The sequence below is a fragment of the Novipirellula rosea genome, assembly GCF_039541335.1.
GTDB lineage: Bacteria > Planctomycetota > Planctomycetia > Pirellulales > Pirellulaceae > Novipirellula > Novipirellula rosea.
The window spans coordinates 100,537-125,149 of the sequence record NZ_BAABGA010000010.1; the positions used below are offsets into that span (position 1 = coordinate 100,537).

The window sequence follows — 24,613 nt, forward strand, 5'->3', positions numbered from 1 at the left end:
CCGTTCAATTGCCTTGCTCCTGTGAGGTGTTTTCCTTTGCATCAACCACAACGATCTGGACGGCGTCGGCGTAAACGCTTCCCTTGACGCCTTCATTGGCGAGCGTGACGGAGATCGGCTCACCCGCCCGGACATCGAATTCTCCGAGCGACTGAAACGGCTCGGGCTTTGTGGCTTTCTTCATATTCAGCCAGACCTTTAATGTCTGTCCCCCGGCCTGGATGACAACGGGGACGCGATCCGAATGGGATGCGTGGGGCTGGTAAGCCAGGCGAACATCGTACCGCCCTGGCTCTTCGATTTTTGTGCGGAACACCATGCTGGCCGGTTTGTCGGCTTTAGTAAATCGATAGCCCAAGCCCACGAACCCCTGGATGCCAACGCCTTCGAACCAACGGCCTTCCATTTCGGCGTCTACATCGTCGATGACAATTCCCACCAGCGAACCCGGATCGATGCCGGGAACCTTGCCTACGTCCGTCGCCTGCTTCATTGAGCCTTCCGGAATAACAATCCTTTCAGAGACAGATTCTCGATATGCCTTACCCGGCAATTTCAATAGCCCGTCCAATTCGCTCCAATAGTTTTCGTAGATGTCTCGCGGCGACGTGTTGTGCAGCACGCACAGGCTGGCCGCTTTTCCGACCACCTCACCCATCATGCCACAAGTCTTCATGACGCGCGTCGTCCCCAGGGCTTCGTGCGTGACACTGATGTTGCGTCCTGCCATGAACAGGTTATCGATGTTGCGTGAATAGAAGCAGCGATAGGGCACGGGATACCCGTAACTGCGATCGACCCGTTTGTCGTGTACTGCAATTGAAATGAACGGATTGTCGGGAAACTTCTTGGCGTACTCCTCTTTTCCATAGTGCAAATCGATCGACCATGTACTGGGAACACAGCCGTCTTTAAAGTCTCGCTTGGCGATGATGTCTTCCTTTGTCAAAACAACGTCGCCCAACAACCGTCGCGATTCGCGTGGGCCACCGATGTAAGCGATCCACGTCAGGTACGCCGTCTTATGATCTGCGGCACCGTCGCGGTTCTTCATCGCATTGAACGCGCCATACACCGCACGCAGGTTCCAATCTCGAATCCCTTCGGCATCGCCGAGCGGGTCTTTGTCAAAGCCACTTTCCCAGAACCACTGGCCATGATGGTCGCGGGGATAGGGGAAGTCAGCCATCTCCAGGTCGAGCGCCCAGGGCGTTTCCGGAAACGACCGTGGTTCTTCGGCCTCGTCCCAGGCCCACATGTTACTCATCCCCATCCGGCCATCCGGCGTCATGTCCCAATCGGCCTTCGCGAGGTAGCCGATCGTGCCATGGCCCGTGCAATCTGCGAACAGCCTGCCGGAAAACTTCAGTTGCTCGCTCGTCTTGGTATTGAACGCGGAGACGCTGCGAAGCATGTCGCCTTCGGTATCGACCTGGTAGGCGTGGTGGTTCAGGAATAGATCGATGTTCTTTTCGGCGCGGACAATGCGCTCTTTCTTGGCATCCTCAAACTCTTCGTAGGTTCCTGGCGATTTTGTGGCGCGGTCACAAAACTCCTCGACGATCTCGCCGATCCGGGTGTACTTGCCGCGACGTATGTTGCCCATCGCCCAAACGCGGATTTCGCTTGAGCCGTTGCCGCCGAGCACTGGGCGATCCTGGATGAGTGCGACTTTGCAGCCCATGCGAGCAGCGGAAATCGCCGAAGCCATTCCGGCGTATCCTCCACCAATCACAACCAAGTCATAGTCGGGTTTTTCGGTGGGCTGTTCTTTCAATCCCAATCGCTGCCGCCGCCAAGTCGGCAAGATATCAGAAGTGTTCGGAGGAGGCGTGTTTGATTTTGAAAAAAGAATTGCATCGCATCGACCGTCGAATCCAGTCAGATCGTGAAGTGCAACCTTGACCGGTTGCTCATCCGAAACAGTAACTGTGCCGCCGTCTTGCCAAAACCACTCCGCTCCGTTGGTGCCAAACGTCTCGCCGAGCGGCTGGCCGTCGACAACCACTTGAAAGCGACCCGGCTGGCCTTCCGCATTCCAGCGAGCCACCCAGTCTTTCGTTCGCACCCAAACGTGGTACTCACCCGCCTCAGGAAATTCGACGGTCGTGGTCGCGTCGTTCACCGGCCGACCCAAACCATGAGCCAACAGATATGGCGAGCCCATCTCGCGAATGAACTGAGTATCCAGTTTCCAACCGCCGTGCTCTTCAAAGCTCTCCGCCTCGACGAGAATGTCTTGGGCGCTGACAACTGTTAGTGACAGAAACGTAAGACTGAATGTGGTAACCGTGGCGAGGATTTTTGTTATTGTGTATCGATCTAACATAGTTATTGCGCAAACAAAGTAATGTCGGAACATTAGAGGGACTCCACGACCAACGGAATTTGGATATTGAACGAGTGCCGGACGTTGTTTTCATCGATTCGGTCAGCGGCACATACGAGTGCGATAGGTTTGCCTTCTTCGACAACCACCTGAGGTCGTTCGAGATGGTCTAGTTGTTCGGTGGTCCCATCTTCCCAGGTGATCGTGCGGTCGGATATCTCGTGGTACCTGGCCGGCTGCCAGTCGATTCCGTCCATCGAGTCGTAGTGCACGAGTGAAAAGACGCGTTTCTTGCCTTCGTGTTTGATCCGTTTGACAATCGCTCGATACTTACCTTCCTGATACCAGATGTAGGGGTCTTCGGCAGGGAAACGCTCGCCTTCAAACGTGAAGACCGGGTCTCGCACTTTCTTGAACGGTCCGGTCGGCGAGTCACCGATTGCCACCATGTGAACGACGGGGCCGCCATTGGGCATCGGGAACTTTTTACCCACCGCTTTGTAGACCATCAGGATTTTTCCATCGGGGCGCTGGCAAACCGATGGATTGGAAGTCATCAACGCGTCGGCGGCCGTGTCATCATCGCTCACGTCAAGTACGGGCGAGTCCAATCGCGTCCAAGGTCCCGACGGATCATCGGCAACAGCAACGCCGATACGTTGATTGTTGCGATGTTGCCAATTGAGTAGCGGCTTGCCCGGATAACCAACGATCTCTCCATCACCCGTGTTGCCCATGTGATAGAGATAGTACTTGCCGTCAAACTTGTGAACGGTCGGATTGTGAGTACACCAACCGTCCCAGTGCTCTTTGCCGCGACGTGGTAACGCAACACCCTGATGCTCGAAGGGGCCGAAAGCAGTGGGTGCGGTCGCGTAGGCGATCTCGGAATCGGTGACCCAGGCCCAGCCCAGTTTTTTCGGCCAGCGGGAATACAGCATGTGGTAGCGGCCATCTTCGCCCTTCACGACGCTGCCGCCCCAGTGGCTCCATGCTTCACTGCCAAAGATGGACGGCTTGGCAACGGGGCCAAAGCTGATTTTCAGGTCCGAAGCGGACTCTGATGAATTGGCTTGGACGTGAGGAATGATCGACGCCGGGATTTCCAGTTTTCCATCGTGTGCCCCAGCAGCGAAGTCGCTAGCGGCGTAGCTGTTTTCCTTGGTCCAATCCACTTCAACGCGTCCGTCACCAAGGACGATGCGCCCGAGCTTCTTGCGAAACCAATCAGCGAGTTCGACGTAGTCTTTGTCGCCGGCGACATTGTTTTGCTCTCTGGGATCGACTCGCAAATCGAACAACGCGAGCTCTACGTCCTCGCGTGGAGCCTCCAATGCCCACTTCACGTTTTCGCCCGGAGCGTGTCCCCACTTGCTGCCGAACATTCCATTCTTCTCACGGGTTCGCATCGAAAAGGCAAAGTCGTCACTACGCAAGTACGCACGTGGTCCAATCGAGTGATTCATTTCGCCGAGAACATATTCGCGTTTGAACTCGCCGCTAAAAGTTTCATCAATGGGACGCCCGTCGAAGTGGGCGAATCGTTCTTCTGCTAAATCGGCGCCGGCGAGATTCAAGAACGTGGGTGCAAAGTCCACGAACTCGATTGGATCGTGGCAAACGGTTCCGGCCGGGTAGCGTTTGCCGTCAGACGAAACTGCAATCACGGCACAGTGATTGGATGTATCGTACGGCGCGAACTTGTTCTCACCTCCCTGTTCACCTAGATGCCAACCATGGTCGCCGATCACATACAGAATGACATATTCGCGGTTTTGCGTTTCACTGTATGCCTTGAATTCTTCGACCGCTTTTCCAACCAGATGGTCGCCCATGGCACAGAAGGCATAGTAGTCGCGAATCGCCTGCTGTTTGGCTTCCGGCGTGAAAACGTCGAAGTCCGATTTCTTGAACCAGTTGACCAACTGCGGCGGCAGCTTTTCAAGTTCATCCTTGCTGAAGTCTGGCACGTTGTAAGTCTTGCCCGCAAACTTGTCGCGAAACTCTTTGGACGGCAGTACGGGCGTGTGCGGGAAGTGGAAGCCGACGTTGGCGAACAACGGTCCGTCGGTCGGTGCGCCTTCGATCTTTCTCCCCCACGGTGTTTTGTATGGTTTACCGGTGTTCTGCACAAAGTCGATGAAGCTTGAGGCGATGTGACCATCTTGGGTCGTCATCGTTGGCTGCGGGCTGACGCCGCCGACGGGCGAGTTGTCTTCCATACCGACGCGGTATAGCAGGTCCAGCTCCTTGTCGATGCGGTTTCGCTTTGCCTGATCCTCCTCGCTGCGTGGCCCCTCTTTGGGCGTCTGGATATAGATACTGCCATCGGGCATCGCCCAAAACGCTTCGTCGCCGGATGCTTTTCCCTTGTCCCAGGTCTTCCGGTGAAACCAATCTACGGCTTCGTGTTTGTACAGTTCCTTTTGGTCGATGCTGACCTGGTAGGGAGTGGTCTTTTTCAATTTCTTTTCGTCCCAGTCGAAACTGGCAAAACCGCTCTTGCCGAACAACGCGGTTCGGTAGCCGGCGTCGGCCATCAGTTGCGGAAACATCGGCTTGCAAAAATCTGCGGACTGATGTCCGGACTCGAATCCGTATTGTGCGCAGTGGTGCGGATACATGCCGAAGATCATCGACGTGCGACTCGGGGCACAGCCGGGCGAGTTGCAGTAGGCGCGAGTGAACAGCACACCTTGTTTGGCGAGTTCGTCGGCCTTTGGCGATGAGACGTAGCCGAGCCTGCTGTTGTCCTGCCCGATGGTAGCTCGGTTGTAAGCACTGATCGAATCGGCACGATGATCGTCGGTGATGACCCACAGGATGTTGGGCTGTTCGGCGTGCAGCGGGTTCGTCAGCCACGGATTGGCACAGATGAACACGGATAGGAGCAGGAGTGGATATCTGGTTCGACAAAGTGCGTGAGCGTTTTTGTTCATTGCATGTATGTTCGCGATTGAGTTCGGGGTTTGCCTATTTCTACGACTGGGACTTCAGTGGCGTCCAAAAGAGTTTTTGACCGCTAAATGATCTGGTAGTGGACGAGGCAACGAGTCCGATTGAAGCGACGTGTGAAGGGACTCATTGCCTGGGATGGTGAAACGTTCGTTCTTTGTGAGCCGAAGGCGCTAGCCTCGGGCCTTACATCGGCGACGATATGATTCGAGACGCCCGCGGCTAGCGCCGTCGGCTCAGTTTTAATCATCGCATTTGTTGCCTCGTCCACTACCGAACATCTAATTCGCGACTTTCAAAATGAAGTTGTCGAAGGCAATGGATTCCCCATTCACCGTGAATCCCAGTTTTGTCTTGGTAGGATGATCGAAACCGGGCGACCTCAAGCTGGTTGCCAGCTCGCCATCGAGAAACGCTTTCATCACGTCGCCCTTGATCCGCACCCGCAGGTTGTGCCATTGGTTTGGTTTGATTTCCACTTTGACGGCCGACTGCGTGGACTCCATGATCTCGGCTAGCTTGGCCGCCTCGTCGGAGGAAAGGTTCTTGTTCTGTCGTTGCTTTCGCACTTCCAGATTCATGCTGCCCGTCTTGTCGTCGCTGATGCTCAGTAGTTTCGGTGAAATCGAAACGCGACAGATGTGCCCGGCGTGAACTGATTTTTCGTTTTCATCGTCGATGACAAAATTGAATCGTGTTCCTCCCTGGAATTGAAAATCAAACTGGATGTCGACATCATCGAAATCTCGCTCGACTCGAATCACCGAACCGTGATCCTCTCTCGTTTGCCGACCGATCAAAACACCGTCGGCTACCGACCAGCCATCCTCCATTCCGCGACCGATCGAATAGTCAGTTCCGACTTCCGATCTGTCTTCGTATTGATCCTCGAAGACCACCGTCCATCCTTGGTTGTCCGAAGCGGAAGCTGATTTGGCTGCGGAGTTCTCCTTCTTGTTCTTGTTGGTGCTCTTGTTGGTGCTCTTGTCGTTTTTCTTGCTCTCGTCCGTTTTCTTGTCGGCTTTGGATGGAAAGTCGGAACCCGGAGCATCCGGCTCCGTATCAAACAGATCGAACTCCGGCAGCACAACGAGAAGTTCGTCTCGTTCGGCGCGGTGCAGCTCTGACACTTCATTCCAATTCGTTATCTCCGGAAAACTGATCAGGTCCGCCGGTTCCGCCGAGACATCCCACCAGCGGTCATTGCCGTCTTTCATTACCAGTTCGCCGCGAATGATTTGTCGCTCGCGACTGTAGCCGTAAACCCAATCGCGATGCTTCGGCCGGTCGGTGAAAAGAAACGGCACCAGGCTTTCGCCGTTGTGTGCGTAGTCACCCGGAATCGCGACGCCGGCCAGTTCCGCGATCGTCGGCAACAGGTCAGACATGTTGACCAGAACATTCTGCTCGCCGTGCTTCGTCATGCCGGGAGCGTAAATGATCAGCGGAACGTGAACGCCTTTTTGCTTTTCGTGACTGTTTTTGCCGTAGCCCGCCGTGCCATTGTCGGCACAGAAAATGACGATTGTGTTATCAGCGATTCCCATTTTCTGCAACTTGTTGCGATACAGCCACATCTGGTAGTCGAGATAATTGATGTGGTGATGAATGCCGATGTCCGTGACCGTATCGTGCGTGTCATAGTCACCGTTGTCGCCGGTAATGTTTGGCTCGGTGCGGGTATAGCCGTCTCCGTCCCACTCGATCACGGGCGTCCCAGGCCAGGTCTGGCCGTTTTTCGGATTCAGCCAGTCGAAGGCACCGTGGCCAAGGTGCGTGGTGTGATACACAAAGAACGGCTTGCCCTGCTCGTGCTGCCGATCCATGAAGTCAAAGATGAAATCCAGTTCGACATCGGGTCCGTAAGTGCCCAGCCCAAACGATTCGATCGATTCCGGCGTGTTCGGCCACCACTGAAAATCTTTGTCGTCATGGTTCATCAGACGCACGTGTGGAAAGAAATACCAGCCGTGTTGATCATAAGTATCGTAAGGCTCACCGGTGTCCTCGTTGATCACCAGTTTTTGGCCGTCCACCATCTTTTTGACGATCTTAAAGTCGGTGAAAGGGTTGTCTTTGTCCTCCAGATTCCCGGGAGTAAAGCAGCCTTGGGCGAAGCCGAATTGACTCAAGTCACCTGCCATCTGCGTCTTGCCCGCCCAGTACGTCGCGTAGCCACCTTGTTGAGCCACATGCCCGATCTGCAGCGGCGAGCTTTCGTACAGCGGCCACGTTGTGATCTTACCTTTCTCGTCCCGGTATCTTCCCTTGTAGGAGTTGTTCCACCACTTGTGCAAATGCGCGAATCGCCCGGTCATCATCATCGCCCGGCTGGGAGAGCAAACGACCGATGCCCAGGCGGTTTTGACCCAACAGCCGTCCTCGGCCATCTGGTCCAGGACCGGAGTGTTCGCACGTACCGCCGGATTGGAACTGTCATTCCCTCTGCCTTCAGTCCATGTGGACGAACCGTAGATCGGCAGTTCACGCGCACTGATGTCGTCGGCGAAGACCAAAATAATGTTGGGGCGTTCGGTTGCTTGCGCGATGTTGGCATACGCAAATGCGCAACACAGGAGCGTGCAAAATCGAAGTTTCATGGGAGGTTCCTGCGAATCGGAAAAAAGAGGGGAGTCGTAACACAGGCTGCCAGCCTGTTGCAAACCCGCCAATACAGGCAGGCTGCCTGTGCTACGAAATAAGTTTGATCCGTATCATTAGAGCGCGTAATACTGCTCCCAGCCTTTGCGGGGCGTGTCCTTGAGCAACGCATTGGCAGCAGCGTTGTTGGTGATCTGTTTTGTTTCACGATCGAACAACAGCTCTCCGCCGAGACGCTGAGCCAGACAGCCGAGGGCCAGCACTTGTGAGAGCGGACCGGAAACTGAGAACGGCGAACGTGTTTCCTCGTCGCCGCGACAGGCCAGTAGGAAGTTTTCGTAGTGGTCTGAGTTCGTACCAAACTTGGTGGGAATGCCTTTTTCCTCAAGAGCCTTGGCCTTTTCAGAATCCAGGGCCTGGAGTGTGTGGGCATGGCTACCGCCTTGGAAAACCGTGTCGCCGGCATAAATAAACTTTCCAGGTTGCTTCGTATCCAGCTCACGACCGGCGAACTCAGCGGGCAATGGCGGCAGGTTGTCGACACCGTCGTACCAGTCGATGTCCATTGCAGGCAAACCATTCCGTTCGGGGAACTGGAAATTGATCGTCGTCGCCAGAGGAAAGATCAAATCGTTGGGTTGCACCATTTTCGTTGCGGAAATCTTTTCCGGCATCCCCAGTTCCAAAAAGCTGTGAATCGAATCCAGAACGTGCGCGCCCCAGTCACCGAAACAACCTGTGCCGTGTTGATACCAGCCACGCCAGTCACCGGGGTGAAATTTTTTGCTGAATGCGTGAAGTGGCGTCGTGCTGTGCCACAGATCCCAGTCCATGGTGGCGGGCGCCGTTTCGCCCGTCGGCATCGCTTTCAGGTCACCCCACGGATGCCAGCGCCGCCACTTGTTCATGTAGGCATCCACGTGAGTGACCTTGTTCATCACGCCCGCTTCTTTGAGCGCCTTGAATTGAAAGTGGTTATCGCCTGAATAACCTTGGTTGCCCATCTGCGTCGCAACACCGTGCCGCTTGGCCGCGCCGATCATCAATTCAATTTCTTGAAACGTGCGAGCGAGCGGCTTTTCGGTGTAGACATGCTTGCCTGCCGCCATCGCTGCCATCGTGATCGGGAAGTGCGAATGGTCGGGCACCAGGACAACAACGGCGTCGATGTCCTTGTCCATGTCGTCGAGCATCTTTCGCCAGTCTTGAAAGATGCGTGCCTTCGGGAATTTTTCCTTGGTCCCATTGATGTGCTTGTTTTCTGGATCGACATCGCAGAACGCGACAAAGTTGGCGATTCCAGACTTCTCGAAGTTCTCAATGATGCGAGGCCCACGATTTCCAACGCCACACCAAGCGACATTGACCTTTTCGTTGGCACCAACCACATCGCTCCACGATGGCCGGTGAAGGAGAGCAGCGGCAGCTCCGGCACCAGCAGTCAGAATTGCGTTACGTCTTGTGATTTTCATTTCGGAATACCTTTGGGGTGAGTGCCGTAGACGCTAGCCTCGGGCCTGCTTTTAGTAAGTTCCTGGTTGCCCTCAGCGCAACATCAGGAGTGTCAGTCTTCACGCATTTCAAATTCGAGAGTTGGGCCAACGGATGATGGATGGGAGTGCGAAGCGAATGCGTGAACCAGCACGCGTCCATCGCCCGCGACCTTCTTTGTTGCTCGAATGACAACGAACGTGAGCGGCCTATCGGCGTGACTGCGAACGAACTCCGCCAAGCGGTCTGATTCCAGGATGCATTCGCCTGATTTGCGGCTTCGCGGAATCTCGAACTCGCCCACCAACACGCCGTCTTCCGGCGATGGCGCGTCTTCCCAAGTCGATCTTCGATCCCACGATCCAGTGGCAACGTTCGCTACCGCGTAGACCTGGAACACGTTGACCGGAGGAAGACGGCTGGCGAATCCCATCTCGCTTTCAACTTGATTCAATCGCAGCCGAATAGCCACGGCCGCGTCGATGTCGACGCCGGAAGCGTCGAACGAGAAGACCGCTTTGCGATCGTACAGATTGTTTTTCCAACTCGATTTCACCATCAGTAGTTCGCGTGTGCCGGGACTCGTACCGCCACGAACAAAGGTCGATTCATTGCCATCCGTCTGGATCCGCAATGTGGGATTCCCTGGACCAGCGGGTTCCGGGTTCTCTGCCGCCGAGGCTTCTGAGATACCAGAGGAATCGACACGGACCGCCTGGTTGTCTTTCAACAGGACGCGTTCGTCTCTGCTGGGCAAGCCGACCGAAATGCTGCCCATGAGAACCTCGAATTCGGATGTAGCGTTTGCGCTGTCCACATTGACGGCAAAGCTGGTCCCCAGGTCCGTCGCCTCGCCGGAGGGCGTCGCGACAACAAAGCCAATCGCCGAGTCCGGAACTTCGAGGACCGCCGCGCCATCATGCAGAAACGCTCGCATATCCGTCTGCAGTTCCAGACGAGCAGGGGCTTCCAGAATCATGGTCGCCCCGGAATCAAAACGCAGCGTTGCAATTCCACTGATCAGCTGCAGCTCGCCGGCGGGAAGATGTGAACCGACTGACGTCGGCAGGCCACTCACCCATGCGGCGTCCTCGCTGCTGACCAGGGTTGCAACACCATCAGGTGACGAAAACAGATTCCAACCCACGGCAACCAGGATCACTACAGCAAGCGTTGCGACGACAGCCCACTTGATTCCAACCCGTGAGCCGATGGCGCTAACCACGGGCCTTCCCGCGTCGACGGTTGTCGTTGCGCCGCCCGCGGCTAGCACCGTCGGCTCAGATATGCCGCTTGAATCCGCTTCCCCCAGCTGTTCCTGACCGGCGACGTCACGAAGGTTGCAATCGAGCACCAACTCATCTGCGAGGGTTTTCCTGAACTCGTCGTCACTACAGACCTTCGCGTCCAGCCGCGCCACATCGTCATCGTTCAGATTGCCCAGCAAATACTGCTGGATCAGTTCTCGATCGTTCATTGACTGATCCCTCCGCTGGATACATCCACGCCGAGCGTCAGCTTCACGCATTCGGATAACTTCTCGCGAAGCCGGCCGAGTTGTTTGTAAAGAGCATTCGCCGACTTGCCAACGCTCGTAGCGATGTCTTGGACTTCAATCCCGTCGCGGTACGGAGCCAGCACGAGATCTCGCTGTTGGGGTGAAAGTTTCTGAAGGCAGCCTTGCAGCGCATTCAAGTTGGTTTCATATCGCTCGCGGTCGACCGTATCGATTTCGACGGCCAGCAACTTGACTGCTTCCTCCGACAGCACCAAACGACGTCGCCGCGCGGCATTGATCGCGGAATGGCATTTCAGCCGGACGATCACTCTGGCCCAGGGCAAAAAGCCGTCCGCGCTCTCAAGCTGGCCGATTTTCTCCCACATCGTCACGCCTGCTTCCTGCAACACATCGTCGACCGCCATCCAGTCCACCAGCATTGACCTCGCAACCAGACGCAGCACAGGCTCATGCTGCAAAAATAGCTGCATGAATTGCCGTTCAGTCAGGCTTTCGCGGTTGGAATCCTTCTTTGTCATGCTCACCAATGCCTCGAAAAACACCTACCTGCCGCACAATATGGAAATTATCTCATAATCACCGACGGTTAGTTCAGAGACTCCAGCAACTCGCCAACCGTCCTAAGTCCAAAGATTCTGTAGCTCTGGCGTATTTTTCGTAAAATTGCTCCAGGAAGTGGAGTGTACCTGTATGGACGAAAAAGAATCAGAAACGCACGCACTGTTTTTGACGCTCTTCACAGCGAATGAGCCGGCGATCCGAGCTTATGTGCGCAGACTTGTTCCCACACGGCAGGATTCGGCCGACGTGATGCAGAGCATTGCGCTCGTGCTTTGGCGGAAATTTGAAGAACTGCGCAATCCTGAGGAGTTTCGGCCCTGGGCGTTTGGAATCGCCCGATACGAGGCTCTGGGATGGTTACGCGACAAGGCTCGCAATCGACTGGTGCTGGCAGAGGATGTTCTTGAAGTCGTGGCCGAGGAATCGTCACAACAGGAATCTCGACTGGCTGCTCAGCGTGATGCGCTGGCCGACTGTCTGGAGAAACTGCCTGGCGATCAACGAGAGCTTGTTCTGGCAGCGTATGCGCCGGGGGCCAGCATTCAGAACGTGGCCGATCGCAGTGGTCGGACGGTCGCTGCGTTCTATCAATGGCTGCATCGAATCAGGGGCCGGCTGATGAATTGCACACATCGGGCACTCAAGGCAGAGGGCCTGTCGTGATACACGCTGAAGAACTGCGAGTCATGATCGCCGAGTACGCGCGCGGCGAGATCTCTGAAGTGCGACTTCGTCATCTTGAGGCTGCACTTCGTGAAGACGACGGTTTCCGTGCCGAATTCATCGAGTACATGAATGTCGACGCGGCATTGGGTGATCTTGCAGCTCTGTCCGAGTCGGAAATTGCTCAGTTGGACGGGATCGCCACTGCGTCAGGTCAGGTGGCGGACCTTGATACAGGAAGTCATGCGGAGCATGTGACGCTCGTTGAACCAAATGACAGGTCAGCGATCACATCGGTTACCAAACTTGCTCACTGGAAAATCATTGCGGCACTGGCGGCCTGTCTGATATTTGCTGTCGCTTCCTGGTGGCAATTTGGTACGGGCGCAGGAGGAAATGCAAACCACGTTGCACACGAGAATGGCGGAGCAGTGGAATCGGTGCGAGACGTAAACATCGCTGCCTTTGCCACAGTCATGCAGTTGGCGGACGCGAGATGGGTGCATGGCAAGCCTCTGGCCATTGGAGATCGAGTATCAGCGGGGGTGCTTCAGCTGCAAGCGGGCATCATTCACCTTCAGTTTGACAACGGGGTGGGCGTGACACTGGAAGGACCGGCCGAGTTCGAGGTGGCGTCAGTCGACGTGACCCGGCTTCGATCAGGTTTGTTGACCGCGACCGTTCCACCTGGTGCCGAAGGTTTTCGAGTCGATACGCCTTCGGCTCAGGTGGTTGACCTGGGAACAGCATTTGGAATTGATCAGCGAGTTGACGGAACGTCGACTGTTTCGGTGTTCGACGGAGAGGTCGAGATCCTCAGCGGGGAGGACAGTGACAAGCGTCTGCTTACCGAAGGTAGAACAGTGCGGCTTGCCGCCGATGGAAGTATGAGCGATGTGGAGTTTAACTCGCAGCCATTCGAAAAACTCTGGCCGACCGCGTCGGGGATTGCGGGTTCGACCGGTGCGTTTCGTTTTGCTCCGCCATGGCCGCGTGGGCTGAGTCGAATTCAGAGCGATACCGAGATTTTTGTTTTGCCCGAAGGCTACGCGAGCAAGCTGGAGGAGCCATGCCCGATCGACGTGACGGAATCTGAACTGAACACGTCCAGCATTCCCGCCGGACAACGGGTTCGATCTTATCTCCTGCAGTTCAACCCGGTGGACCCGACCGGACAAGAGGCAGCCAGCATCGAGCTCGGCAGCCGGATGCGGCGGATCGAAGGCAGTATCACATTCGACCGCCCGGTGATCGGAATGATCGTGAATGGGGAAACATTGAAGGCCACCGATGAGATCTTCTCGCTCAACAGAGGCCCGATGCGTCCATTCACGCGTGGGCTGGAACTGAGCCAACCACGAACTGCCGATGTCGTATCATTGAGCGAAGACCGTCATACGTTGACGTTGAAACTGGCGGTGTTTGACCTGTTCAGTGACCACGTGCGGGTGATTGTGGACGCCTCACTCGATGATGTTGAAGACTGATTAGCAAATTCCAAATGGAACAACGAATCCATGAATCATCTATCCGCTGTCTTTCCAGTTGGCGCCAATCTGACGATGAGAATTCTCACCGCGATACTGTGTTTGTTCTTCACTGCCAACACGATCATCGCAGAGGAACTCACGGCCGAAGAATTGAACTTCTTCGAGGCCAGGATTCGCCCAGTGCTCATTCGCGAGTGCTACAGTTGCCATTCAAATCAGACGGGCAATGCTCGTGGCGGCTTGAAACTAGATACGAAGCAGCTCATGCATCTGGGTGGCGAATCGGGGCCAGCGATTGTGCCGGGTGAACCTGAAGAAAGCTTGCTGTACAGCGCAATCACGCATGAAGACTTTGTCATGCCGCCTAAGCGGAAATTGTCGCAGAAGATCATTAACGATTTCAAAACGTGGATCGAAATGGGCGCCCCCGATCCTCGTGTGAATGAAGTTGCCAAAGTAAACTCGACGATCACGGCCAAAGACATTCAGCAAGCAAAGGAGTCGTTCTGGGCATATCAAAAGCCACAGTACACACCACCTCACAAAGTTGAGCGGACCGATTGGCCACGCACGACGATCGATCGCTATATCCTGGCAAAGCTTGAACAGGCCGAATTGACTCCGTCCGACGATGCTGAGCCCTATAAAATTCTGCGTCGCCTGACTTTCGATCTCATCGGCCTGCCCCCGACACCTGAGCAGCTTGCTTACTTTGAGTCAGCTTGGAAAAAAGATCCTGACAAGGCAGTGGAATATGTTGTGGATCGCTTGTTGAGCATGGATCAATTCGGCGAACGCTGGGGACGACACTGGTTGGATGTCGCGAGGTACGCAGAATCAACGGGACGTGAGGTCAACATGACCTATCCGCAGGCCTGGCGGTATCGCGACTACGTCATCGACTCGTTCAACGCCGACAAACCTTATAACCGCTTTGTTCAGGAGCAACTCGCGGGCGATCTGCTGCCTGCGAAGTCGGATGAAGAGTGGACTGAGAATCTGGTGGCGACGGCTTTTCTGGCGATTGGGTCGAAGAACGTCAACGAAGAGAACGGCTCGCAATTCGCTGCCGACGTCGTTGACGAACAGATTGATGTGACGAGTCAAGTATTCCTCGGCATGTCAGTGTCGTGTGCCCGATGCCACGATCACAAGTTCGACGCTATTCCGCAGACCGACTATTACGCTCTGGCCGGAATCTTCAAGAATATGAAAACTTACTTCGGACGTCCCCAGTCCGAGTACGGCGAATTCATCAGCACCGTTCAGGAACGGCAACTCAGCACGCTGTTGGTGATGCCTGTCGAAGACCCGAATCCTTTCGACACGAGTTATTCGCCCGCACAACTGCAGCGTCTCAAAGAAGCAATGGACGCCAAGCTGGAGCAATTGAATGCGCAGCGACGTCGAGCCGCAGGCGAGCGAAGTATCGCAACACAGCGGCAAACGATCGTCTTGCTGCGGCAAGCGTCTGCACTTTCGAGCCAACTTGCGACAGTCGACGAGAAAGGCCAGCCGGTTAGCTTCTGCATGGGAGTGCAGGAGACAGAGAACCCAGCGAACGCTCGCCTCCTTGTGCGAGGGGAAATCGATCAGCCGGGTGAACTCGTGAAACGCGGCTTTCCGCAAGTGCTGACCGACAATCCCGTCCACATCAATTCCGAAAAGAGTGGCCGACTGGAGTTAGCACGGTGGATCGGGAGTGACGAGAACCCCCTGACTGCGCGTGTCATGGTAAACCGAATTTGGCAGCACTTGATCGGCCACGGCATTGTGCGATCGACGGAGAATTTTGGCGTGACTGGAGAAATGCCGACGCATCCGGAATTACTGGACTACCTGGCGATTCAATTTGTCGAGTCAGGATGGTCGGTGAAGTCGTTGATTCGAGAGATTACCACATCCCGCGTTTATCGCATGCAGTCGACCTACAATGAAAAGAACCACGAATACGACCCAGACAACACACTTGTATGGCGAGCAAATCCAAGACGATTGGATGCCGAGGCCATCCGCGACGCGATGCTGAGTATCAGTGGCAAGCTTGATCTCGAGCGACCGCGCGCTTCGATTGTCGCCGAGGCGGGACACACACGAGTCCAGGATGGGCAGTTTGATTCGGGGCGTCCGCCGGAACAGCAGGATTCTGCTGGTGAAAAGCGCGGCATGAATGGCATGCGTGGTCCGGGGCGCGGCATGTTCGGTCGCGGCGGGATGAGCGGCCAGTCGAACGGTACTGATAGGAGCCCATTTGATATGGAATCGGCTCAGTTCCGAAGCGTCTATCTGCCAGTCGTCCGTGATGCGCTGCCACGATCGATGACAGTGTTCGACTTTCCCGACGCCAGCACGATCACGGGGACTCGCGACGATTCCAACACCCCAAACCAGGCTCTTTACATGATGAACAACCCGTTCGTTGTGCAGCAGGGTGAATCATTTGCGCGTCGCTTGGCGGAGTCGAATTCCCAGCCTGTGAAACAAGTAGAGCAAGCGTTTTTACTGGCCTTTGGACGAACTCCGACTTCGAGCGAACGATCGGCAATGACGAAGTTCCTGCAAAATCAGCCGAGTCGTGGTTCGTCCTCCCTGGACGCGATGTGCCAGACCCTCTTTGGAGCGGCGGAGTTCCGCTTGATCGACTAGTCCACGAACCAATAACTGTCTCACAGGCATTCAAATCAACTATGGAGTCCCCAATGTTCTTGTCGCGACGTGAAATCCTAAAGAGTGGTTCGGCTGGTTTCGGCTATCTGGCGTTTGCTGGCTTGGCCAACGCTCAAGCCGCCAAGGAAGCCCCACTTGCGCCCAAGTCGTCGCACTTCCCCGGCACTGCTAAACATGTCATCTTCCTATGTATGTCGGGTGGTCCTTCGCACGTGGACACGTTCGACTACAAGCCACAACTTATCAGAGATCATGGCAAGCCGGGACATTACGGAGGCACGCTTTTGAGTTCGCCCTGGAAGTTTCGTCAACGGGGTCAAAGCGGCCTGTGGATTAGCGATCTATTCCCCAACGTTGGCGAACATGCAGATGACCTGTGCCTAATTCGTTCGATGCAGTGTGATCAGCCAGCTCATCCCAGCGCGATGACGCAGATGCACACCGGGACGTCCCGTTTCATTCGACCTTCGTTAGGAGCCTGGACGCTCTACGGCTTAGGCACCGAGAACGATAGCGTTCCCGGTTTCATCTCTCTGAATCCAATTGCCGGAAACTCCCGAAACTACGGCAGTGCTTTTCTTCCCGCGATCTATGGCGGCACAAAAGTTGAATCAGGCGGGCAAGGAAACAAAGAAAGCGTTCGAGACATCACCAACAAGTCGCTCTCAAGAAAACAGCAACGGGATCAACTGGATTTGCTTCAGATGCTTAACCGCGAAAAGCTTGAGCGAGACAAAGTCCAACCTCAGGTTGAGGGTGTGATCGAGGCATATGAACTCGCCTTCCGAATGCAGGATGCGATGCCAGCCGTCATGGATACGTCGAAGGAGACTGCCACGACATTGGCGATGTATGATGTGAATTCCGAAGAGACGGCATCGTTCGGTCTCCAGTGCCTACTAGCTCGTCGGATGGTGGAATCTGGCGTCCGCTTTGTTGAAGTGACACTCGGTCCGTGGGATCAGCATACGAACCTGAAGTCGGACCATAAGGCTCGGGCCGTGGCCTGTGACAAGCCGATCGCCGCACTGCTGCAGGATCTGAAGCAGCGCGACATGCTGAAAGATACACTTGTGATTTGGGGCGGTGAGTTTGGCCGCTCGCCCGAAGCCCAGGGTTCAGGGAGCGATGGCCGCAACCACAACAACAAGGGCTACACAACCTGGATGGCTGGTGGTGGAGTCAAAGGAGGATTCAGCTACGGAGCGACTGACGAATACGGCTACGAAACCGTCGAAAACAAGTGCCATATCCACGACTGGCACGCCACGATTCTGCATTTACTTGGCCTCGACCACGAACGACTTACTTATCGTTATGCAGGTCGCGACTTCCGCCTGACTGACGTCCACGGCGTCGTCGCGAAGGATATTCTTGCCTAGTCAACTACCGCGAACAACGTTGCCACCGCCACTTCCGCTGGTGGTAAAAATACTCAGGCGGCAAGTTCACCGACTGGAGTGCTCATCACGTCGACATCGCGCAGTGAGCAATCCAGGCAGTATCGTCAAGCGATCCAGGACATCGAATACAATCTAGACCTAAATACCGAAAACCTCGTCTGACCCCGGCGAAGCCTCCTAAGGATTCGGTTCTACTGTGTTTATGCAAACGACTCCTGAGACGCACTGCATCGTCACCTTGCGGTCAAAAGCCCTGGCGTTCACCAGTCACGGGCATTCCGGAGTAGTGGACATGGACGGTCCGCCACCCTTGATTCGTCTTTTCTAGCACTTGCGTCTCGCGCCCTTCCGTGTGAATCGTCGTTGCATCCTTCGCCATGGTCGCGTCGAACGACCAGTAGAATTCTGCCCACGCCATGTTTCCGATCACATGAACAACCACATCACGGACCTTTAACTTGCGTTTTGTAAAATTGGCTCCCATCGTCTTTTCGTAGAAATTCTCTTTCACCTCTTCCCAGCCGTGCTGATGACCACGCGGCTGAATGAAAGAGACATCGTTCGTGGTTTGCCATACTTTCGCTGCCAACTCGACATCCGCAGTTTCGATCGACTTGGCGTATCGGTCGATCAACACGCGTACCTCCTTCACTTCACTCGACTTACCATCATCGGTTTGGCCCCATGCGAGCCTCGAACCACCGATCAACGCGACGATCAAAAGGCTAACGAAGACTGATCTAATTGCTGCGATTTTCATTTCTATTCCTTGTTTTCTCTGATCGGAAAAATTGACGTTGGTTGAAGCCACTATTCAATCAGAACTTTCCGTTGAAGTTTTGCCAATCCGATCCTCCGAGATAATCTTTCGGTGTCGGAGCCCAGGCACGATTGAATTCTTCGACTCCCTGGAAATCGAAGAAGCGCGCCCTGCCATGTTGCGGGGGAAGACGCAGCCACGAACGATGCCCCACGAAGCCACCGCCGCTGGCGTATAAAGGTTGCAAAAAAAGAGCCGGAATCTTTGCTAATTCCTGGCGGCCTACAGGAATTATTTAGTAATGAGCAACGATCACACACATCTCGATGACCACACTTTGCAGGTTCAAACTCTGTTTGTGCAGCACCAGCAGGCTGTCTTAGCGTTCGTGTTATCGCTTGAACCTGGGATTCATGAAGCTGAAGAGATCGTGCAGGAGACGTTCGTCACAGCCAGCCGAAAAGCCTCGACGTGGACGGCTGGGACGAATTTTCTTGCCTGGGCGTGCACGATCGCGAGATTCAGGACGCTGAGTTTGCAGCGTGATCGAGGGCGCAGGAACTGCCGGTTGGCGGAGGATGTCGTTGAACTCTTGGCAGAACATGCGGAAGAGGACTTCTCGGTGTTTCAACGACGAGTGTCGACATTGCGTGGTTGCATGAAAGAGTTAGCACCAAAGGCCCATGAGCTAATCAATTTGAGATACCACGCAGGGTTAATGCCTGAGCAGATTGCAGACGAAATCGGGTGGACTGCCAATGCGGTTCGAGTGGCCCTGACGCGGGCTCGCGCCAGGCTTCGGGAATGTCTCGGGCGATCAGGGGAGAAGGCACTATGAGCGATGATCGGCTTCATCGGTTGATCGACGCCTGGCGTGACAATGAACTGTCAGACAATCAGGCAGAAGAACTGAATCAGATTCTTCGCGATTCAGAAGAGGCTCGTCGAACGTTCTCGGCTGAGGCACAGTTGCATGGCTTGCTGCATTGCGCTGCGGCGGAAGATGCCATTGAGCGCGTGGCCGATATTCCTTCAGCGACACTGCAAGGCGGAAGTCGAGTGTTGCGCCGCAATTCACGGTCCGCTTGGCTGATGTTGGTTTCCGCGATTGCCGCAGGTCTGATCGTCGCAGTGGGAATCCAGTGGTGGAATCGGGCTTCCCTGTCGACACCTGTCGCGACATTGGCGTCCAGTGAGAACGCAGCGTGGGAAAGCAAGTTGCCGACGATGCCGGGATCGGAACTGTCGCCGGGACTTCTGAGTCTGCGGACTGGCGTCGCGACGATTCGATTTCATTCAGGAGCGGAGGTTGTGGTCGAAGCGCCGGCGCAATTGGAATTGCTTTCGTCGATGCGAGCCAAACTGTTTTCTGGAGCAGCGGTGATTGATGTGCCGGATTCGGCAATCGGTTTTGTTATCGAAACCCCCGATGGCTATGCGATCGACTATGGGACTCGATTTGCCGTGCGAGTTGACCAGGAGGAGAAACAATCGAACTTTGAGATCATCGAAGGCGAGATCGCCGTCCATCACCCCGGGTCGGGCGACGAAGTCCGGCTAACCGGCCACGGACAGGGCGCGACGGTGTCCCGGCAGTCGGTCGTTGTGGTCGACCTCGAGCGACAGGCGGACATCGCGCGGCCATCGGAGAATGTGATCCGCGTCGGGACAAATGGCCGAACCGGGTCGGCGATGCGACGTGATGAGAAGCGGCACAAGTTTATCGAACGAGAGTTTTTGTCGGTCAAGCATACGAGTAGCGGAAAGTGGGATCATCGCTCGTTCTTTGCCTTCGACGTCAGCTCAGTCGACTTGGACCAGGTCGGATCGGCCCGTCTACGACTAAATCTGGTGCCGTCGACACGTGGACTTGTGTCGCGTTTGCCGAAGACAAATCGTTTTGGGATTTATGGCCTGACGAACCGGGAAAAAGATGGCTGGAAGTTTGGCGGCAGTTGGGACGAATCACCAGCACCGGCCGACGGCGTACTGCTCGGCACGTTTGAGGTACCTCGGAGCATGCAACGCGGGACGTTTGGAATTCAAAATGACAAACTGTTGGACTTTCTGAGAGCCAACCGCGACCGACCGGTCACGTTTATCCTCGTTCGCGAAACGACACAGATTGAAGGCGTCGGGGCAGGTTTGACGCACCTGTTCGCGAGCGACTCTCACCCAGAGGCAGTGGGACCAATGCTCGAATTTACGGTCGGTTCAGAAGAATAGCCTTTACGAGAAATTGTGACTTTGCCTGGATGTTGATTACAGAGCTTTTTAAACAATGAAACGATTGACCCTATCCACGTTAGCCCTGGCTGCTCTCGCCGCGTGCTGCAACATCGTTGCTGGCCAGGCGACAGAGCCGACTTCAAAGGCAATGATGCCAAAGAAGCATTTCGAGGTTCTTCGCACGTACTGTTTCGATTGCCATGACTCGGCATCGAGGGAAGGGCAGCTTAATCTTGAGTCGCTCTCGCTGGAAATCAGTCAAGACATTCCGACGGCGGAGTGGTGGTCGAAGATTCTGGCGGCACTGAATGCCGGCGAGATGCCGCCAATGGATGCCGAACAGATCACCGATAACGAAAAGGCGGCGTTGCTCGAAGATCTGTCAGTGCAAATGGTGAAGGCTCGCAACATCCTCAGCGACAGCGGTGGCGAGATCACTCTCAGGCGGCTAAACCGGCGTGAGTATCAGAACACGCTCGAATCGCTGCTGGGGTTTCGTCCAGATGTTTCCAACCTGCCAGCCGATGACGGGACCGGTGGATTTGATACAGCGGGGGCGTCTCTGTTCTTCTCTGCCGACCAGTTTGAGCAGTATCGTGCGACGGCGACGGCGGCATTAAAGATCGCGTTATCCGACCGAATGAAACCAAGATCACAGACACATCGCGTGGAACCTGAAGAGACTCACTCGAAGGAGTACTTTGATCGCCAGGAGTTGCTGCTTGACGCAATCAAGAGGGCTGATGCATTCTTGGCACAGGACTCAAAACCTCCTCAGGATTTTGGTTTTCGCGATGTTGCCCATGCAGAAAAACAATCCGAGAGATCCAGAGTTCATCTCACGCAGATGCAGGACTATACACGCCGTCCGCAGGCCAGAGATGGCGCGTTCCTACTCCGCTATGAAGGGCACAAACGACCGGCGATCAGTACCCCCAAAGTCAGCACGGCGGGCGGGCGTTACATCCTGCGAATTCGTGCCGGAGCTTACGACGACTCACCTCCGCGGCAGCGATACGTGGAGTACGCGATAGGCAATCCGAAAGAGTATCAGGTTCTGGGACAGGTAAAGATCCCTGGAACGGTTGCCAAACCGAGTGTTATCGAAGTCCCCATCGATCTGGAACCCGGGACATCGGGCGCGTTTCACATCCTGTGGCGCGACTACGAGGAACAGGCTTCCCGGTACGTGACTCACCGCATTCAGAGAGAGAAAAACGGAATTGGGCAACTGCCCGTCGTGTGGGTGGACTGGGTGGAAGTTGAAGGACCTCTCTTCGATGAGTGGCCGATTTCGGCGAAGGTAGATTTGCTAACACCGCAACGCAACGGTGAGGATAACGCAACTCACGCTCGACGGTTGATCGAATCGTTTGCGACGCGTGCCTTTCGCAAACGGCCGCCAGCCGAAGAGTATGTCGACAAGCTCGTCGGGCGGTATCTGGAAAAACGCAAAAGCGGCCAGAATCATGTCGCATCGATCATCGACAGCTACGCGTTGATCCTGTCTTCCCCCGGCTTCATCTATATGCTTGAGCCGCGAGGCGGTGACCACCCCGAACGACTGACCGATCGAGAGCTTGCTGTCCGCCTAGCGTATTTCCTCTGGAGTGCACCGCCGGACGCCGAACTCTATGCTGCGGCAGACGCCGGAACACTCTCACGCGGCGACGTGCTTCGTGCTCAAACGAATCGCTTGCTACAAGATCCACGATCGGACGAGTTCATCAGCAGCTTTACGCATCAGTGGTTAGACATGGTGCGGTTGGATATGTTCGACTTCGATGCCCGGTTCCATCCCGAGTTTGACCAGGCCGTTCGACGCAGTGCCCGCGAGGAAGTCTATTCCACGATCCGCCACGTGCTGGATCAGCAACTGCCACTGGGGACACTATTAAAGGCCGACTTCGTGATGATCAACGATGTGCTTGCGGACTTTTATTCTCTTCCAGGCGTCGAAGGCCCTCACTTCCGCCGGATGCAAGTTCCCCCAACATCGCCTCGTGGTGGCCTGCTCGGGACGGCCGCGATTCATGTCATGGGTGCCGATGGAACACGATCCGTGCCAGCCGTTCGTGGTGCATGGATTCTGAAGCATCTGTTGCACGATCCACCGCCGCCACCACCTGCCAATATTCCTCAGTTGAGTCGCTTGGCAGGTGAACCCCGCAGCGGTCGCGAACTACAAACGCTTCATCAGGATGCGCCGCAATGCGCTCAATGTCACCGCAAGATCGACCCGATCGGATTCGGCTTGGAGAACTTTACGGCCGCCGGTCTTTGGAGAGAAGTCGAGACCGTTTACGTCGATTCGTCGGATGCAAAAAAGTTCAAACTCTCCAAGTCAGAATCGTTTGACATCGATCCGTCAGGAACGCTGATCCGAGGTGAAGAGTTCAGCAACTATTTTGAGCTCCGCGATGCGATTGCAGGCTACGACGACGCCTTCGCCCGTGGATTCACCGAACATCTGATTGCATACGCGCTCGGGCGATCCTATCAGATCTCTGATCACAATCTCGCCAGCGAAATCACTCAACAGGCTTCCGAAGAAGGCGATCGCATCGACGCTTTCATCCATGCCCTCGTCCAGTCCGAAAAATTCCAAACCAAGTGAGCCGCCCATGAATCCCTCAACGCGCCGCGCATTTCTCGCTAGTAGCAGCGCCTTCGTCGCTCTGCCTTTTCTCGAATCATTCGGATACCGACGATTCGCGCGGGCCGCCGAAGCGACGACTGCCGCTCCCAAACGAATGGTTTTCTTGGGAATGGGATATGGCGTCACGTCGGAGACTTGGTATCCGAACATCAAAACACCGGGCTATGAGTATGAATTGCCCGAGTCACTCCAGCCGCTCGCCAAATACAAGAAAGATATCACCGTCTTTCAAAACCTGGAGCATGCCAATTCGAGGGATGGTCACTCGGGCTCCACCTTCTGGCTGACCGGTGCTGATCGCTACGCGATTCCCGGGCAGAGCTTTCACAACACGATCTCTGTCGATCAGGTGGCCGCAGCACAGTTTGGCAACGAAACCCGATTCACTTCTCTGCATCTGAACGGGGGCGATGATAATGGCCATGGCCCTGGATCGATTTCCTGGAACAACCAGGGCAAGCCGATCGTCGGAATGCCTCATCCCGTTGCGATGTACCACAAGCTGTTTTCGTCTGACAACATGCCACTGGCCGAGCGGCAGGCGCTGCTGGCCGACGACCGTTCGGCTCTGGACACCGTGCTATCCGATGCCCGATCGGTCACCAAAGGGCTGACGAAGACCGACAAAGACAAAATTGATGAGTACTTTCAGTCGATTCGCGAAATCGAAATCCGCATCGCTAAGGACGAAAAGTGGCTAACCGTTCCGAAGAAGCTTCCAGAGAGTCCGATCAAAGAACCGTCAGAAACACTTGAAGGGATTCCTGAAGTTGAAATGGCCTATGAGCTAATGTTGGCCGCCATGCAGGTCGACGCCTCACGAGTCTTTACCTACCGCATGCCAGGTGACAGTTTCGTGAGCAGTCTTGGCTCCAGTTACTCCGTGCACAATCTAAGTCACCATCCCGGCTCTCCCGAACGCACACGGGATTCAATCCTTCGCGACCAGAAGAACGCCGAACTGCTGGCGGGTTTTATCAAGAAGCTCAAGGCGTCCAAAGAACCTGATGGCTCTTCGCTGTACGACAACGTGACGCTCGCACTGGGCAGCAATCTGCGGACGGTCCACAGCCTGGATAACTGCCCCACCTTGGTTACAGGCGGCGGTGCCGGATTCCACCACGGTCGTCACATGGTGATGGAAAAGAAGACTCCGCTGTGCAACCTTTGGCTCAGCATGCTCCGCGGCAGCGGTGTTCGAGCCGATTCGTTCGGTGACGCGACCGGGGTCATCGACGAGCTGTACAAGGCTTAGAGTTCAAAGTCAGTGAACCGATGAAGAACGA

The 24,613-nt window shown here is 55.3% G+C and carries 15 protein-coding genes; 8 read left to right on the forward strand and 7 right to left on the reverse strand.

The genetic code is table 11. The features are described from left to right. Positions 1-4: 4 nt before the first annotated feature. From ABD971_RS03910 to ABD971_RS03935, 6 genes are all read right to left on the reverse strand, one after another. Positions 5-2,329 (reverse strand): FAD-dependent oxidoreductase, encoded by a 2,325-nt coding sequence (locus ABD971_RS03910; protein ID WP_345319599.1) that lies wholly within the window; start codon positions 2,327-2,329, stop codon positions 5-7. Positions 2,330-2,361: 32 nt separating this feature from the next. Beyond that, entirely contained in the window at positions 2,362-5,211 is a 2,850-nt protein-coding gene (locus tag ABD971_RS03915) for a sulfatase-like hydrolase/transferase (protein WP_345319601.1), read from the reverse strand. A gap of 354 nt (positions 5,212-5,565) precedes the next feature. Next, positions 5,566-7,884 carry a sulfatase-like hydrolase/transferase gene (locus tag ABD971_RS03920; protein ID WP_345319603.1) on the reverse strand — a complete coding sequence of 773 codons (2,319 nt, stop codon included), beginning with the start codon at positions 7,882-7,884 and terminating at the stop codon, positions 5,566-5,568. Positions 7,885-8,001: 117 nt separating this feature from the next. Beyond that, positions 8,002-9,357: a Gfo/Idh/MocA family protein gene (locus ABD971_RS03925; RefSeq protein ID WP_345319605.1), complete on the reverse strand. Its 1,356-nt coding sequence runs from the start codon at positions 9,355-9,357 to the stop codon at positions 8,002-8,004. Between the two features lie 92 nt (positions 9,358-9,449). Further along, entirely contained in the window at positions 9,450-10,853 is a 1,404-nt protein-coding gene (locus ABD971_RS03930; protein WP_345319607.1) for a FecR domain-containing protein, read from the reverse strand. Next, positions 10,850-11,413 (reverse strand): sigma-70 family RNA polymerase sigma factor, encoded by a 564-nt coding sequence (locus tag ABD971_RS03935; RefSeq protein WP_345319610.1) that lies wholly within the window; start codon positions 11,411-11,413, stop codon positions 10,850-10,852. Before ABD971_RS03935 ends, ABD971_RS03930 begins: the two co-directional genes overlap by 4 nt. A gap of 172 nt (positions 11,414-11,585) precedes the next feature. Between ABD971_RS03935 and ABD971_RS03940 the strand changes: the two genes are divergently transcribed. From ABD971_RS03940 to ABD971_RS03955, 4 genes are read left to right on the forward strand one after another with little or no spacing between them, the layout of a single operon-like run. Then, complete coding sequence (locus tag ABD971_RS03940) at positions 11,586-12,119, forward strand: sigma-70 family RNA polymerase sigma factor (RefSeq protein WP_345319612.1); 534 nt, start codon at positions 11,586-11,588, stop codon at positions 12,117-12,119. Next, positions 12,116-13,606: a FecR domain-containing protein gene (locus ABD971_RS03945; protein WP_345319614.1), complete on the forward strand. Its 1,491-nt coding sequence runs from the start codon at positions 12,116-12,118 to the stop codon at positions 13,604-13,606. The genes ABD971_RS03940 and ABD971_RS03945 overlap by 4 nt, the downstream gene beginning before the upstream one ends. Before the next feature lie 30 nt (positions 13,607-13,636). Next, positions 13,637-16,255 carry a PSD1 and planctomycete cytochrome C domain-containing protein gene (locus ABD971_RS03950; RefSeq protein WP_345319616.1) on the forward strand — a complete coding sequence of 873 codons (2,619 nt, stop codon included), beginning with the start codon at positions 13,637-13,639 and terminating at the stop codon, positions 16,253-16,255. 41 nt (positions 16,256-16,296) lie between these two features. Next, a complete protein-coding gene (locus tag ABD971_RS03955; protein ID WP_425571247.1) occupies positions 16,297-17,658 on the forward strand; it encodes a DUF1501 domain-containing protein in 1,362 nt (453 codons plus the stop codon). A 265-nt stretch (positions 17,659-17,923) separates the two neighbouring features. Here the strand turns inward: ABD971_RS03955 and ABD971_RS03960 are convergent, their stop codons facing one another. Next, positions 17,924-18,439 (reverse strand): YybH family protein, encoded by a 516-nt coding sequence (locus ABD971_RS03960; protein WP_345319620.1) that lies wholly within the window; start codon positions 18,437-18,439, stop codon positions 17,924-17,926. 301 nt (positions 18,440-18,740) lie between these two features. Here ABD971_RS03960 and ABD971_RS03965 point away from each other — a divergent pair, with 301 nt between their 5' ends. The 4 genes from ABD971_RS03965 (at position 18,741) to ABD971_RS03980 (ending at position 24,582) form a co-directional block, all read left to right on the forward strand. Beyond that, positions 18,741-19,277, forward strand: a complete 537-nt coding sequence (locus ABD971_RS03965) for a sigma-70 family RNA polymerase sigma factor (RefSeq protein WP_345319622.1) — start codon at positions 18,741-18,743, stop codon at positions 19,275-19,277. Continuing rightward, on the forward strand, positions 19,274-20,665 hold the full coding sequence (locus ABD971_RS03970; RefSeq protein ID WP_345319624.1) for an iron dicitrate transport regulator FecR: 1,392 nt from the start codon (positions 19,274-19,276) through the stop codon (positions 20,663-20,665). Before ABD971_RS03965 ends, ABD971_RS03970 begins: the two co-directional genes overlap by 4 nt. Positions 20,666-20,819: 154 nt before the next feature. Continuing rightward, positions 20,820-23,285, forward strand: coding sequence for a DUF1592 domain-containing protein (locus ABD971_RS03975; RefSeq protein ID WP_345319626.1), 2,466 nt, complete (start codon positions 20,820-20,822; stop codon positions 23,283-23,285). Positions 23,286-23,292: 7 nt separating this feature from the next. Further along, entirely contained in the window at positions 23,293-24,582 is a 1,290-nt protein-coding gene (locus ABD971_RS03980; RefSeq protein WP_345319628.1) for a DUF1552 domain-containing protein, read from the forward strand. The last annotated feature ends 31 nt before the right edge of the window (positions 24,583-24,613 follow it).

Coding starts and splice junctions, on each gene's coding strand:
- ABD971_RS03910 (WP_345319599.1), bottom strand. CDS start 2,329: ATGTTAGATCGATACACAATAACAAAAATCCTCGCCACGGTTACCACA.
- ABD971_RS03935 (WP_345319610.1), bottom strand. CDS start 11,413: ATGACAAAGAAGGATTCCAACCGCGAAAGCCTGACTGAACGGCAATTC.
- ABD971_RS03960 (WP_345319620.1), bottom strand. CDS start 18,439: ATGAAAATCGCAGCAATTAGATCAGTCTTCGTTAGCCTTTTGATCGTC.
- ABD971_RS03940 (WP_345319612.1), top strand. CDS start 11,586: ATGGACGAAAAAGAATCAGAAACGCACGCACTGTTTTTGACGCTCTTC.
- ABD971_RS03930 (WP_345319607.1), bottom strand. CDS start 10,853: ATGAACGATCGAGAACTGATCCAGCAGTATTTGCTGGGCAATCTGAAC.
- ABD971_RS03980 (WP_345319628.1), top strand. CDS start 23,293: ATGAATCCCTCAACGCGCCGCGCATTTCTCGCTAGTAGCAGCGCCTTC.
- ABD971_RS03950 (WP_345319616.1), top strand. CDS start 13,637: ATGAATCATCTATCCGCTGTCTTTCCAGTTGGCGCCAATCTGACGATG.
- ABD971_RS03925 (WP_345319605.1), bottom strand. CDS start 9,357: ATGAAAATCACAAGACGTAACGCAATTCTGACTGCTGGTGCCGGAGCT.
- ABD971_RS03970 (WP_345319624.1), top strand. CDS start 19,274: ATGAGCGATGATCGGCTTCATCGGTTGATCGACGCCTGGCGTGACAAT.
- ABD971_RS03975 (WP_345319626.1), top strand. CDS start 20,820: ATGCCAAAGAAGCATTTCGAGGTTCTTCGCACGTACTGTTTCGATTGC.
- ABD971_RS03920 (WP_345319603.1), bottom strand. CDS start 7,884: ATGAAACTTCGATTTTGCACGCTCCTGTGTTGCGCATTTGCGTATGCC.
- ABD971_RS03955 (WP_425571247.1), top strand. CDS start 16,297: ATGGAGTCCCCAATGTTCTTGTCGCGACGTGAAATCCTAAAGAGTGGT.
- ABD971_RS03965 (WP_345319622.1), top strand. CDS start 18,741: ATGAGCAACGATCACACACATCTCGATGACCACACTTTGCAGGTTCAA.